This window comes from Rickettsia lanei (assembly GCF_056242675.1).
Genome location: NZ_CP172233.1, coordinates 918,619 through 933,294, shown reverse-complemented (window position 1 = coordinate 933,294; position 14,676 = coordinate 918,619). Strand labels below are relative to the sequence as shown.

The following is a 14,676-nucleotide window of genomic DNA, read 5'->3' as shown; positions in this document are numbered from 1 at the left end:
GATTTTTCGTCATTGCGAGGAAAAATTGAAAATTTTGACGAAGCAATCAAGTAAAAAATGCATAGCATTTTTTTATTATTTTCCTAGATTGTCACGCTTCCTATGGTCGCTCGCAATGACAATGAAAATAATACTTACTACACATTAACCTTTTTATTAAGATACATTAATATAAACAAAGCAGGCAAGGCTAAAATTATAGTAAAGAGGAAAAAACCGTCCCAGCCCATCATATTTACAAGTTTTCCAGCATAAATAGTGACAGTATTGTTACATAAACTACTAGCACTACTAAGTAAAGCATATTGTGTTGCGGAATATTTTTTATTACATAAATTACCTATATATCCGACTAAAGAAGTAGCACCCATAGCGGCAGCAAAATTCTCTATAGTAATAGCAATTAATAAAGCTTCAAAAGAAGGAGGCTGATGATTAAGCCAAATAAATGCAAAATGCGTTAAGCTTTGGGCAATACCGGTAATAATCAAACCTTTAAAATTCCCCACCCTATACATTACAATACCACCGACAAAACCGCCGACTAAGGTTGCAATCAATCCATAAAGTTTAGCTATTATTGCTATTTCGCCTTTTGTATAACCAAGCTCTATATAAAAAGGTGAGGCAACCGCTCCAAGCATAGCATCGCCTAATTTAAAAAATATTACCGCAAGTAAAATAGTTGCAGCAAATTCTCTTTTGAAAAAATCCTGGAAAGGATTAATTACTGTAGAAATCCATGAAGTAATAGAAATAATATTAATTTTTTCTCTTACTAATTCTTTTTCATTTACGGTTATTATAAATATCGTTGCAACGACAAATATTATAGCTATAACACAGAAAGTTAGTTGCCAATTATTTCCAGTTATTTCTGCAAAGTACAAAGCACCTGCCCCTGTAATAAGCATACCGATTCGATAACCGAATACAGCCGTTGCACTAGCTATGCTTTGTGTTTCTTGATCAAACTTATCTATACGCAACGCATCAACGGCAATATCAAACGTGCTAGATAAAAAGCCTAATAATATAGTCAAAAAATAGAAAGAAGTTAAAGAAACTTCAGGATTTTCCTTGCTCATAGCAATTAGTACTAAAGCCATTAAAGAGCTACATAATATAAGCCAGCTTTTGCGATGTCCCCACCTACTTAAAAAAGGTATTTTAAAATTGTCGACTAGAGGCGACCAAAATACTTTTAACGAATATGATAACCTTGCAACCGCAAAAGTAGTAATAACGGCGATATCTATACCGGATTCTTTTAACCATACTGCAAGAGTAGAAAAAATTATAACCAGCGGCATACCGCTAACTATTCCTAAAATAAATATTTCAAATAATCGATAGTCTTTAAAAATCTTAGTAATACGCATTGTGATATTTCATTAAATCGTCATTGCGAGGAGGGGCATAGTCCCAACGTGACAATCTAGGAAAATAATAAAAAAATGCTATGCATTTTTTACTGGATTGCTTCGTCAAAATTTTCAATTTTTCCTCGCAATGACGAAAATATTAGTGTTGCAATAATAATTAATAAATATAAGCTATTTACTTTATAAATCAACCATTTTCTCTTAACTCCTTATTATACAACCTATAATATTCATCTTTATTTTTAAGCAATTGTGTATGAGTGCCTTGTTCACAAATCTCACCGTTTTTCATGACGATAATATTATCAAGATCGGTAATACTGCTTAAACGATGCGTAATTATTAAAGTGGTTTTTCCTTGGCGTAATTTCTTTAACGATTCTAGAATTTTCTGTTCGGAAGCTTGGTCTAAGCTGCTTGTTGCTTCATCCCAAATTAAAATAGGAGCATCTTTTAAGAAAGCTCTAGCAATAGATAAACGCTGACGCTGACCGCCTGAAAGAGTTGTCCCCTGCCCCCCTATCTGCGTGTCGTAACCATTCGGCAGATGCATAATAAACTCATGAGCATCGGCATATTTTGCTGCTCTAATTATTTCTTCTCTTGTAGCGTTTTCCTGACCGTATGCTATATTTTCTGCAACGCTTGTATCAAATAAATAAGTATCTTGAGTAACTAAGGAAATCTGACCTCTAAGTGAAGTAAGCTTAATATCTTTAATATCATGATTATTAATTAAAATTCTTCCTTCATTTGGATCATAAAAACGCACTAATAAATTACTAAGCGAAGTCTTAGCACTACCTGAACGCCCGACAAACGCAATAATTTTATGAGGCTCTAGCCTTAAATCTATATATTTTATAGCTATTTTACTCTCAAACCTTAAAGCTAATTTTTCAAAAGTAATTTGTGGATTATATAAATCTACGTCTTTAGCATCTTCATGATCTTTAATAAGAGGCTCGGTATCCAAAATACTAAATACCCTCTTAGCTGCTGCTATTCCTTCTTGCAAATTAATATTTAATGATACCAAACTTTTAAACGGTCTATAAGCCGCTGCAAAAGAAGCCAAAAAAGCAAAAAGAGCCCCTGGCGTACTTTTCCCCTCCAGGACTAGATTACCTCCATACCATACCATCCCTCCAACTGCAAGACCGCTTAAACCCTCCATAATCGGTGCAACCATCGCATCTAGCTTAGATGTTTTTTTGTAGAACTCTAAAATATTATTAATAATCAACGATGCTCTATTACGTTCTATTTGTTCGCCTACAAAAGATTTAATAATCTTAATTGACTGAAATGTTTCATCAAGCCGAGAGGTATAATGCCCAAGCTCTTCTTGTGACTGTGCAAATATTCTTCTTATCTTTCTACCCATCCTTTGCACCGGATAAACAGCTAAAGGGAAAACAAGAAAAACTACGCAAGATAATAGCGGTTCTAAATGAAACATTGTTGCTATTAAACATACTACAGTTAGGAAGTGTTTAGCACATCCGACAAGTAAGTTAGAAACAGCTCCACGCATCAAAGAAATATCATTAGTAAAACGAGATATTAAACGTCCTGAAGATTGGTTTTGAATAAAAGAAATATCGGCAAATAACAAATGCTCATACATTTTTATCTGTAAATCGTTTAGTACCCTCTGCCCAACAAATTTTATTAGATAATTCTGATAATACTCTGAAATTCCTTTTATAACAAAAGTTACAGTAAGCACTATGGGCATTATTATAAGCATTTTCTTATCATGCGTTAAAAAAACCTTATCAATAATAGGTCTAGCCGCATGTACGATCACTGCCGTACAAAGTGCTGCAACAACCATACAAAATATCGCAAAATATATTTTATTTGCGTAAGGTTTAACATGATCTTTTATCAGCCTTTTTATAACATCTGCGGCTGTGTAGTTATCATTTAAATTATTGTTATTCATTCTCGTTAAAAATATTAAATTGATGATGTGATTGATTCGGTACAGGCATTTTCAAATGCTCAAAAGCGGCAATCGTGATTACCCTACCTCTAGGAGTTCTTTGTAGTAAACCTATCTGTATAAGATAAGGCTCTATGGTTTCTTCAAGTGCATCACGTTGTTCAGATAAGGCAGCTGCAATCGTTTCAATTCCGACAGGACCGCCGTTATAATTATCCGCTATGAATTTTAGATAACGATAATCATTGCTATCAAGTCCTATGCGATCAACTTCCAAACGATTTAACCCAAAATCAGAGACTTCCTTATCTACTCTTGATTTACCGTCAACTGCTGCAAAATCTCTTATACGACGAAGCAATCTTAATGCAATTCTTGGCGTTCCTCTACTTCTTTTAGCTATTTCTTCAGAACCTGAATCGGTCAAATCAATATCAAGTAGTGTACTTGCTCTATTTAGAACTTTCTTCAATTCCTCAGTATTATAAAAATTTAGCCGCATAGGGATACCGAACCTATCACGCAAAGGATTACTAAGCAGCCCGAGGCGTGTGGTAGCACCGATTAAGGTAAATTTCGGCAAGGTTATTTTCACTGACCTTGCAGCAGATCCTTCACCGATAATTATATCCAGCTCAAAATCTTCCATAGCAGGATATAAAACCTCTTCAACCGCAGTATTTAAGCGGTGGATTTCATCAATAAATAATACATCGTTCTTTTCAAGATTGGTAAGAATAGCAGCAAGATCAGCTACCTTAAGTATAGCAGGACCGGAGGTGGATTTAAAATTACCGCCGATTTCGTTAGAGATAATTTTAGCAAGCGTAGTTTTACCAAGCCCGGGCGGACCATAAAATAAAGTATGATCCAGATGCTCATTTCGAGATTTTGCAGCCTTAATAAATACCGAAAGATTTTCTTTAATCTGCTGTTGACCGACAAATTCTTGCAAATATGATGGCCTTATCGGCAATTCTTGATCATTTTCACTTTTTTCAGGTGATAATATATTAGTCATTATTTTAAATCGAATATAATGACTAATAATAGCCAAAAAATAGTTTTATGCTATAAATTATTTTAGACTTTTATATTAGCCCTCTTCATAGACACTAGTTACCCCTTCTCTAAGTTTATCTAAGGTTTCAAAAAATTTTTCTGTATCAGTGACGCCTAAGTTTTGTAATTCTTCTTTAAGGTAATTTTGATTTAATCCTTTATATCACTTGAAATAATGGCCAAATATCTCATGTGATAATATTATATTAGGATTTTCATAATAATTTTTCAACACTTCTGCTACATCTTTTAGAGTAAGGTTATTTTCATCAGTTATTTCTGTAATTTGTGCATCCAATTCTTGTCTATCTTGAGATTTCATTCCTATCTTATAACCTAAAATATTACATCCAATTAAGCTTTTATTCTCTTTTATAGAATCCGATAAGGCTTTCTTTGATTCCTCGCTTACTTCTGTACTTAATGAAAAATTCAATCCGGCAAGTTTAGTATTTTTAACAAATGAGGATCAGGCAGGAACATTATTATCAAAAAATATCCCACTTATATCTAAAGCGCTTATTTTTGTTTTGTTTACTCTTAAGGTATCTAAAAGAACATCTATCTTATTAGCATTATTCAAAGCATTTATAAAACTAATGTCGGTAATGCGGCATAGCGGATCTTTAAAAAATTCAGCAAATAACTTTATTGATTTTAAACTCCACACAAAACTATCAGTACTTAAGTACTTTATAGTAGCGTCTCCTTGTAAAGCATTAAATAACCCATTTTAAAGCATCTTCAGGAATTTTAGAGTATCCAGCAGCTACAAATACCGGTGATTGTGGTACAAAATTAACCTCGGTAATACTTAAAGTAGCAGGGTCTTTCTATAGCTCTTTTAATATTGCTTCAGCCTTTATTTTTCCTAAATATTCTATTAACTTGGACATATATTTTACCTATTAATTTTAGTAATTAAATTAATATAAAATAACTGCTAATTTATCAACTAAAAATTAGAATTTCGATTTTTCAGGGCTGTTTTGATTAATTCATCAATAGAGATTTCGGGATTTTGGGTAATGATGCCTTGAACAGCGTTTTGAGCTTCAAATCTAGAAAATCCTAGATTTACTAGAGCTTTTATTACTTCATTACTTGCAACGGGTGTGATATTCTTAATATTTAAGCTCTCTTTAATAATAGCTGAACCGCTTGATATTTTCGCTACTTTACCTTTCAGCTCTAGCACTATACGTTCAGCAAGTTTAGCCCCTACTCCGGATATTGCTTTAAATATATTTTTATCTTCATTATTTACAGCAATTTGAATATCTGAAGGTGTAAGGCTTGATAAGATAAATAAAGCCATTCTGGTACCTATACCGTTTACTGATTGTAGTAAATTAAAAAAAATCTTCTCTTCTAGAGTCAAAAAACCGTAAAGATGAATATGTTCCTCTCGAACATGGGTTTCAATAAATAGTTTATAAAACTCCCCTTCAGCAAGTGTACCTAAAGTTTTACCTGAAGCATAGACTAAGTACCCTACCCCGTTTACGTCAATTATAACGTAATCATCGCCTTGGGAATCAACTTTACCACTTAATTTACCGATCATATATTTACTTTTTCTTTTTACTATATATTAAAATTAGTGTTGGTAAAGCGGTAATAATTGCTGCTAAGATGTAATAAATAACAAACGGTCTATCCATCATATGACACTGCTCATAATTAGGAATAGTTTGAGCCAAAACCATATAAGCAACTATTATCGTCACTACTAATATATAGACCGGTAAAAAACAAATATTTTATAAAATTTTTCATGTTAATCTCTTTGTGAATCAGTGATATGATGTTATTCCTGCGAAAGTAGAAATCTAGGGGTCAAGCAAGATAAATCGAGCTTTGAAAAAGCTTTAAAGTACTGGATTCCGGCTTTCGCGGAAATGGCATCAGAGGTTTTTTCTTCTCTTAAGTTAACACTCATACACGAAAGCGGGAATTACATTAAAAACTACACAAACTTATAATAAGTTTGATTCTTACCCCCTTTACTTATTAAAAGTTTACGCTCTAAACCATATAACAAATCTCTACTAGCCGTTGCCGTAGAAATACTTTTATGTACAGTAATATAATCTTTTCTAGAAAACCATTGATCTATTAAATTAACCTTAGCAAATTCCATTCTAGATAAAGGCGTATTTGCCTCATATGTAATATTGTTACTATATAATTTTAATGCTACAACTATTTTATCAAGCATAAACTCGATAAATCAGGTCGATTCACCAAGCTTATCACACTTACTTAAAACATTATAATATTCACTTTGATTATTCCTTATCAAACTTTCAACGGAAATATACTCAAAAATTTTATTAGCTTGCATTAGTAATAATTGTTGCCATAATCTACCGATTCGTCCGTTACCGTCTGAAAAAGGATGGATAAATTCAAACTCATAATGAAATATACAAACTTTAACTATTCCAGAAATTTGCTTATCTTGTGCTATACACTCAAATAAATCCTGCATTAATAAAGATACACGGCGTGCCGTAGGGGCAAAATATATAATCTCTGTGCCTTTAAATATAGCGGCATTACCTTTACGCCACTTTCCGTTATCTTCTACTAATCCTTGCATTAATATCTCATGTGCTTTTAATAATGATTCAATTTTGAAGGGATTAAATATAGTCAGATTATTGTATAGTTTTATAGCATTTTTTTTACTTCTACAATATCTTTTTCAGGTGCGAGTACACGCTTGTCGTTTATTATATCGGTTATCTGCTCTACGCTTAAACTATTTCCTTCAATTGCTAAAGAAGAATGTATAGTTTTAATTTGATTATTTTTTCTAAGTTTTATAGGTTGAGAGTAAAGCTTGCTACCGGCTACAATACCAAGCTCATAAGAAATATCTTGTGATAACTCCAAGATTTTATTAGTTATTTGAAAAGACGGTTTACTATTCATTATATGATAGTATCATATGATACTATCATTGTCTACGAAGAATATTTTTATCATTCCCATAGGGTATTAGCCTTATTGCATGACTCCAAAATCGTCATTGCGAACAGCCGTAGACTGCGTGGCAATCTCATGAAATAATAACAAACTCCTGAGATTGCCTCATCCATTGCTATGCAATTTTCTCGTAATGACGTATATCTCTTTATTTTACAATACACTCATTAGACTACCTACCTCAATATCTTCTATAACACCACTTTTACGATCTTTTAATTCAACAATATTATTTGCGGCTTTTTTAGGACCAATTATAATTTGATGAGGTGAGCCTATAAGATCATGCGTTGCAAATTTACTGCCTGGACGTGCTTCGGTATCGTCATATAACACTTCTATATTTTTATCTGATAGCTCTTTATAAGCCATTTCCGCAAGCTCTACGCATTTACTATCATGAATATTTAAATTAATTAGAGAAACTTTGAAAGGAGCAACGCTAGAAGGCCATATGATACCTTTCTCATCGCAATTTGCTTCTATGATAGCAGCAACTAACCTTGAAATGCCTATGCCGTAAGAACTCATTTCTATAGGCGTTAGTTTACCATACTCATCATTAATAAGTGCATTCATATTAACCGAATATTTTGAGCCTATATAAAAAATATGCCCGACTTCTATTCCTTTACTGCTGGTTATTTCTTGTTCAGATATAGGTAATTTATTTACTTCATATTTTTCTTCAGCTGCTGCGTACCAACTTTTAATTTCCTCTACATCGATATCAGGATTATCTTTTAATATCTTAAATTTTTTATCGTAATAAATAGTACTTTCACCAGTTTCAGCGATTATATGAAACTCATGGCTTAAATTGCCACCGATCGGACCGTTATCGGCAATAACAGGGATAGCAAACACGCCTAAATCCCTGAAAGCATTGATATAAGCCTTATACATTTGATTATAGGTTTTAACAGCATTTTCTTCATTGATATCAAAAGAATAAGCATCTTTCATTAAAAACTCTCGTCCTCTCATAACACCAAAACGAGGTCTAATCTCATCACGAAATTTCCATTGGATATGATAAAGATTTTTCGGCAAATCCTTATATGACTTAATATTATGACGAAAAATATCCGTAATCATATCTTCGTTAGTAGGACCAAATAGTAAAGTATTATCGTGGCGATCTTGAAATTTCAGCATTTCTTTACCGTAATTATCAAAACGTCCTGATTCCATCCATAAATGTGCCGGCTGAATGCAAGGCATTAGAACTTCCAAAGCTCCCACTTTATTCATATTTAAGCGTACTATATTCTCGATATTCTTCAATACTTTTAAGCCAAGCGGAAGCCAAGTATAAATCCCTGCTGCTTGCTGCCTAATCATTCCGCTTCTAAGCATTAATTTATGCGAAGTTACTTGAGCTTCACTTGGCTCTTCCTTTAACACAGGTAAAAAATATTTTGATAATAACATATTGTATTTACTTTCTTGCTATATGTATAATCATTTATTTGGTTATCCCGTGGCTTGACCACGGGATCCAGTTTTTTTAAATTTTTTTCTAGATACCGCGATCAAGTCGCGGTATGACAAAATGACTGGATTCCCGCTTCCGCAGAAATGACATTAATAACGTATCACCTTTTAGCAGTAAGGTTTAAAAACTCATGACGATATTTCTGCTGTTCGGCAAATATACCCGTATAATGCATGGTATTCATAACGCTATTATCTTGCATTACGCCACGCATTGACATACAGCTATGTACGGCAGAAATCTTAACGGCAACGCCAAGCGGCGTTAAATTCTCCTGCACGCTTTCTGCTATCTGTACCGTCATTTTTTCTTGGATTTGTAGTCTTCTAGCAAAAATATTTACTATTCGTGCTAGCTTACTTATGCCGACAATACAATTATCAGGAACATAAGCTATATCTACTGTACCGTTAAACGGTAATATATGATGTTCACAGAAAGAGGTAAATTTTATATTCAGTAAGATAAAATCTCGAAAATTACAAGTTTCATAAAACTTGGTATTTAATATTTCTGCTACATCCTTTCCATAACCGGAAAATATTTCTGCGTAGCTATTAATTACTCTATCAGGCGTTTTAAGCAACCCTTCTCTGCTTGGATCTTCACCAATGAATTTTAGTAACGTTCTTACTGCCTCTTTAGCTTCTTCTCTAGTTGGTTTACTCATGTGCTAGTTTTATACTTTTAAAAAACATTACTTTAACACAAATATATACAAACATCAAGCCGCCTACTATAGCAATAACCCCTCCTCCGCCCATCATGCCCATTAATAGCTTAGCTGACATCGGCATTACACTATTTGGGTCTTTCCGCATAACACCGTAACCACCGGCGAATGCTAGACCTAGTATGTGCAGAATCTGCCCGAATGTTAGGAGGTAAAATGTAAAATTAATAATATTGTCATTGCGAAGAGGCACGAAGTGCCGACGCGATAATCTAGGGAGTTTTTGTATTACCTCATGAGATTGCCACGCTCTTTTTAGTCGCTCACAATGACGTTGATACCTCCCAATACCCAAATAACTACACCCCATACAAGCAATGCTAATCCCTACTATAGACCCGTGATAATGAGCAGGAATTGCTACATTTATACCTGTGATATTCATTGCTATAAAACCGCCAAGTAAGAATAAAGTAATAGAGCAAAGTAAGATGGTTTTGATTACTCTGTCATTTATTGTAACCGTGTCATCCCGCGGGATGACAAATACCCACACCAACTCAACCCCCATACCTATTAAACATAAAACAGGAGCAATGCCGCCTAGATATTTCATATGATTTGTATAGAATACTTTGAAGGCTCCATCGATAATATCATAAAATATATGACCGAAAAGTGTAAGAATTCCAAAAATAAAATTTAAATAAAGTAAGAAAAGATAGAAGTTTTGACATTTCACTTCTCTAGCTATTAACTCTCTAAATAAACTAACCCAAATAAATATTAATATTTGAGTATATATAAATTGCAGTAAATGACCTCCGCTCCAAAAAAGTAATTCATAATAAAATTCTATCTCGATTGGAATAATTTGAATGATGTTTTGCAAGCCATTATAAGACCATCCAAAACAAACAAAACTTAAAATAAACATTATAATAGTCGATAATACGGTAAAATTCACTAGACTATTTAAGTTCGTCCAATCGAAGAAATATAAAATATTTATAGCGTACAATAGCAACGTAATACCAAATAAGCTTAACCCCCCAATAAATACGATATTTTCAAGCATCGGTATATAATTATTCATCACCGGATTATGCCCGGCTATTGGGGAGATGGCGATTAGAAGAGTAGCTAGAAAAGCAAGTTTGGGGTAAAGGCGCAACACGTCATTACAAGCGAACGTAGAGAGCGTGGCAATCTCAGAAATTTTGTATTGTTTCATGAGATTGCCGCGTCGAGGCTTTGCCTCTCCTCGCAATGACATTGCACCCCCCCAAACACTAGCCGTCACGGACAATAACCAAATCAATACCGATAAATTAACATGAATAATTAAAGCAGATTTGAAAATATGCGGATTTGGGAAAAAGCTTGATAATTGCGGGGTACGTAGTACCACCAAAATAATTGAATATAAACCCGCAAATCCCAAGGATAAAATACCAAGCTTAAGCCAAGAATTAGTTAAGCTATTATTTTGTAATTGATTGGTAGAATTCATAACTACAGGTAAATATTAAATATACTCTACAAATAGCTCACGGTATTTAAATAAGCAATATTTTTTTATTTGCTTTAGAAGCTAACATACGATATTAATAAGTCAATCCAGAGTTAATAGTTAGATATGACTAACCACCTACGTATCGGTATTTTTAATCTTTGAATAATAGGAATGAAATTTTATTAGGTAAACATATTTAATTCCCATGGTGAGTCTAGTTATGCTCCTGTCGGTGGACATTTAGAATTTGGAGAAACATTTGCAGAATGTGCTATCCGTGAAGTTTTAGAAGAAACAAATCTGATCATTGAAAATCCACAATTGATAGCGGTGACTAACGATATTTTTGAAAAAGAACAAAAGTATTACATCTTGATTTGCCTTAAAGCTCATTGTTTAAATGAGCATGAATTACAGAATCTTGAGGGTCATAAAGTAGCAAGCTGGTAGTGGTTTGCTCTTGATAATTTACCCTCTAAACTTTTTCTACCTCTAAAAAGACTCATTGAGAAAAAATGTTATTTATATAAAAAAAGTATTGATTAACTAAGTTTATCTAATTTTAAATATCCGGACTCGTATTTGTGTAAAACACTAGCAATAAGAGTTTGATAAGACATTCTTTCTTATGCTGCAATTCTTTTGATATGATTTAAATCGTATAACGGCAATCTAATATTAATGCTTTCCGATTTTTTAAAAAAAATTAGCTGCGGCAATTTTAGCTATATCTTTTGGCTCTCTAGTTCTTTTTTAGGCAACTCTAAAAGCTCATCTTGTTCAAAATAATCTAGTATTTCTTGTTCTTTTTCAGTAAATTTGTATTTTTTCATAATCTAATCCTTAGCTTGATAATATAATCCTAACTTAGCAATTTTAATAAATGATCACCTTGATTTATAATTATGATAATACAGATTTTATTGTTGTAGCGGATTGAATGGTGGGTTTGAGAAGACTTGAACTTCCGACCTCACGCTTATCAGGCGTGTGCTCTAACCAGCTGAGCTACAAACCCACAGTATAGAAGTATGGTGAGCTCGCCGGGATTTGAACCCGGGACCCTTTGATTAAAAGTCAAATGCTCTACCGGCTGAGCTACGAGCTCTTAAATATACTGCATATATTCAAAAATTATGTTTTACTTTATCGCCGAAAAAGGCTAATCTGTCAACAGTTATTTTTTAATTTAAACTTAGGAAGTTTATGCGGCATCAGGACGTGGCTATAATTATCCCCTCAAGGCTAAGTTCAACTAGGCTCAAACAAAAACCGCTGCAGCTTATCGGCTCTATAACTTTAATCGAGCGGGTATTCAAACAAGTAAATCAAGCGGGCCTTGAGCATACATATGTTGCAACCGACTCGGAAGAGATAGCAAGCGTTATTACAAAAGTCGGAGGAAAAGTAATATTCACGGATAGTGCTATCCCAACCGGTACTGATCGTACTTATGAAGCTTTTAAATTAATTCCAAATAATCAAAACATTAATTACATAGTTAATGTACAGGGAGATATGCCTTTCATTGAACCTAGCTCTATTTTGAAAATTATAGAATATTTAAAAAACAGCAAATACGATATTGTTACACCGATAGTAAAAGTAGATAGGGAATCAGTGAAAGCTAGTAGTAATGTTACCGTAGCGGTTGACTCGGCGGGGACAGCATTGTATTTTTCGCGTAGTCTTATTCCAAACGGTGCAGAAGAATTTTTATACCATGTAGGCATGTATGGTTTTCGCAAAAACGCTTTAGAAAAATTTGTATCTCTTAAGCCAACTTTTTTAGAAAAAACAGAACGTTTAGAACAATTACGTGTCCTTGAAAACGGCATGACTATAGGTACATGTTTAGTTGAGAATGTTCCTATTTCCGTAGATACGGAAGAAGACTTAAAAAAAGCAGTAAAATTTTACGAAAATATTAGTAAACTAGGTTTATAATAATGGTACATTTCATTTTTGTTACCGGCGGCGTTGTTTCATCACTAGGTAAAGGTCTAACGGCAGCATCTCTTGCTATGCTATTGCAAGCGAAAGGTTTTAGAGTAAGTGTACGAAAACTAGACCCTTATCTTAACATTGACCCGGGAACTATGAATCCTCATGAACATGGTGAGGTATATGTAACCGATGACGGAGCAGAAACCGATCTAGATCTTGGACATTATGAACGTTTTACCGGAGTGTCCGCATGCAAATTTGATAGCATCACAACAGGTGCGATATACTCAAAATTACTTAAAGATGAACGTTTAGGAAATTACGCCGGCGCTACTGTTCAAGTCATCCCGCATGTTACAAATATAATAAAAGATTTTATACTTTCAAACACCAAGGGTGTTGATTTTATTATTTGTGAAATAGGCGGTACAGTCGGTGATATTGAAGGTCTACCGTTTTTTGAAGCTATAAGGCAAATTGGTAACCAATTAAAAAGCGAAAATTGTTTATTTATTCATTTAACATTATTACCTTATGTTAAAACCGCCCGTGAATTAAAAATAAAACCTACCCAACACTCAGTTAAAGCATTACGCGCTATAGGTATTTCACCTAATATACTAGTGTGTCGTGCAGAACGTCACATTTCAAAAGGCGCAATAGATAAAATATCTTTATTGTGTAATATAAAATCTGAGTATGTTGTTCCGGCAATAGATCAAAAAAATATATATTTAGTACCGATTGCATATCATAATTCAGGTCTTGATAATAAAGTATTAAAATTTTTTAATATTAATATCATGCCATCTAAATTAGATAAATGGCATGATATAATTAATAGGCTAAAAGATTCTAATTCAAAAGTAAGAATCGCTATAATAGCTAAATATCATAAATTAAAAGATGCTTATAAATCAGTAATCGAGGCACTTAATCATGCAGGTATTTATTACAAATACAAAATTGATTTAGTATGGATAAATGCTGAAAATCTAACTGAAGAGAGTATTAATAAAAAATTATTAGATATAGATGGGATTTTAGTACCAGGTGGATTTGGAGAACGGGCAACTAAAGGAAAAATTATAGCAATAAAATATGCCCGTACTAATAACATACCTTTTTTTGGAATATGTTTCGGTATGCAACTTGCGACGATCGAAATAGCTCAGAATTTAATCGGTATTAAAGATGCAGTAACGGAAGAATTTAAAGTAGACGGTACAAAAATTATTGAGAAAATAAATAAAAACTGTGAAGACTCAAAAATAACAATTGAAAATGTAAAAAAGACTATGAGGCTCGGCTCTTATCCTTGTAGTTTGGTCGCAAATACCATTGCAGCAAATGCTTATAAAAGCCTTGAAATAAATGAGAGACATCGTCATAGATATAAATTTAATAATGAATTTCAAAATATTTTTGAAAAACACGGAATAGTATTTAGCGGTTTTTCAAAAGATGAAGAGATTGTAGAAATAATTGAACTACCGCTACTGCGTTGGTTCGTAGGAGTACAATTTCATCCGGAATTTAAATCTAAACCTTTTGAAGCTCATCCGTTATTTATTCAGTTTATTAAAGCAGCGATTGAGTATAACAAATGTAATTAACAACAATATATGAGACTATTTTAAAAAATCTTGA

10 protein-coding genes, 2 tRNA genes and 4 pseudogenes are annotated in these 14,676 nt (G+C 33.2%); 3 read left to right on the top strand and 13 right to left on the bottom strand.

From position 1 onward, the window contains the following. Positions 1 to 137: 137 nt before the first annotated feature. The 11 genes and pseudogenes from ACHBLB_RS05325 to ACHBLB_RS05275 form a co-directional block, all read right to left on the bottom strand. Positions 138 to 1,382: an AmpG family muropeptide MFS transporter gene (locus ACHBLB_RS05325; protein ID WP_475841130.1), complete on the bottom strand. Its 1,245-nt coding sequence runs from the start codon at positions 1,380 to 1,382 to the stop codon at positions 138 to 140. 190 nt (positions 1,383 to 1,572) lie between these two features. Continuing rightward, positions 1,573 to 3,336 (bottom strand): ABC transporter ATP-binding protein, encoded by a 1,764-nt coding sequence (locus tag ACHBLB_RS05320; RefSeq protein ID WP_475841128.1) that lies wholly within the window; start codon positions 3,334 to 3,336, stop codon positions 1,573 to 1,575. After that, positions 3,329 to 4,357, bottom strand: a complete 1,029-nt coding sequence (ruvB, locus tag ACHBLB_RS05315; RefSeq protein ID WP_475841125.1) for a Holliday junction branch migration DNA helicase RuvB — start codon at positions 4,355 to 4,357, stop codon at positions 3,329 to 3,331. The genes ACHBLB_RS05320 and ruvB overlap by 8 nt, the downstream gene beginning before the upstream one ends. A gap of 75 nt (positions 4,358 to 4,432) precedes the next feature. Further along, positions 4,433 to 4,720: pseudogene (locus ACHBLB_RS05310) on the bottom strand (hypothetical protein). Positions 4,721 to 4,867: 147 nt separating this feature from the next. Then, positions 4,868 to 5,068 (bottom strand): hypothetical protein, encoded by a 201-nt coding sequence (locus ACHBLB_RS05305; protein ID WP_475841123.1) that lies wholly within the window; start codon positions 5,066 to 5,068, stop codon positions 4,868 to 4,870. Between the two features lie 285 nt (positions 5,069 to 5,353). Beyond that, complete coding sequence (gene ruvA, locus ACHBLB_RS05300) at positions 5,354 to 5,965, bottom strand: Holliday junction branch migration protein RuvA (RefSeq protein WP_014363012.1); 612 nt, start codon at positions 5,963 to 5,965, stop codon at positions 5,354 to 5,356. Positions 5,966 to 5,969: 4 nt separating this feature from the next. Continuing rightward, positions 5,970 to 6,177 (bottom strand): annotated as a pseudogene (locus tag ACHBLB_RS05295) (Holliday junction ATP-dependent DNA helicase RuvA). A 190-nt stretch (positions 6,178 to 6,367) separates the two neighbouring features. After that, positions 6,368 to 7,338: pseudogene (locus ACHBLB_RS05290) on the bottom strand (Fic family protein). A 207-nt stretch (positions 7,339 to 7,545) separates the two neighbouring features. Further along, positions 7,546 to 8,826: a proline--tRNA ligase gene (proS, locus tag ACHBLB_RS05285; RefSeq protein ID WP_475841120.1), complete on the bottom strand. Its 1,281-nt coding sequence runs from the start codon at positions 8,824 to 8,826 to the stop codon at positions 7,546 to 7,548. A 164-nt stretch (positions 8,827 to 8,990) separates the two neighbouring features. Beyond that, complete coding sequence (gene folE, locus ACHBLB_RS05280) at positions 8,991 to 9,560, bottom strand: GTP cyclohydrolase I FolE (RefSeq protein ID WP_475841118.1); 570 nt, start codon at positions 9,558 to 9,560, stop codon at positions 8,991 to 8,993. After that, positions 9,553 to 11,076 (bottom strand): cbb3-type cytochrome c oxidase subunit I, encoded by a 1,524-nt coding sequence (locus tag ACHBLB_RS05275; RefSeq protein WP_475841116.1) that lies wholly within the window; start codon positions 11,074 to 11,076, stop codon positions 9,553 to 9,555. The genes folE and ACHBLB_RS05275 overlap by 8 nt, the downstream gene beginning before the upstream one ends. A gap of 161 nt (positions 11,077 to 11,237) precedes the next feature. On the opposite strand from ACHBLB_RS05275, the pseudogene ACHBLB_RS05270 reads away from it, so the two are divergent. Beyond that, positions 11,238 to 11,529 (top strand): annotated as a pseudogene (locus ACHBLB_RS05270) (nucleotide triphosphate diphosphatase NUDT15). Between the two features lie 491 nt (positions 11,530 to 12,020). Here ACHBLB_RS05270 and ACHBLB_RS05265 read toward each other — a convergent pair. Both ACHBLB_RS05265 and ACHBLB_RS05260 read right to left on the bottom strand, forming a co-directional pair. Next, positions 12,021 to 12,097, bottom strand: a tRNA-Ile gene (locus tag ACHBLB_RS05265). A 14-nt stretch (positions 12,098 to 12,111) separates the two neighbouring features. Further along, positions 12,112 to 12,187 (bottom strand) — tRNA-Lys (locus ACHBLB_RS05260). A gap of 98 nt (positions 12,188 to 12,285) precedes the next feature. Between ACHBLB_RS05260 and ACHBLB_RS05255 the strand changes: the two genes are divergently transcribed. Then, positions 12,286 to 13,026 carry a 3-deoxy-manno-octulosonate cytidylyltransferase gene (locus ACHBLB_RS05255; protein ID WP_014014217.1) on the top strand — a complete coding sequence of 247 codons (741 nt, stop codon included), beginning with the start codon at positions 12,286 to 12,288 and terminating at the stop codon, positions 13,024 to 13,026. 2 nt (positions 13,027 to 13,028) lie between these two features. After that, positions 13,029 to 14,642: a CTP synthase gene (locus ACHBLB_RS05250; RefSeq protein ID WP_475841113.1), complete on the top strand. Its 1,614-nt coding sequence runs from the start codon at positions 13,029 to 13,031 to the stop codon at positions 14,640 to 14,642. Positions 14,643 to 14,676: the final 34 nt, after the last annotated feature.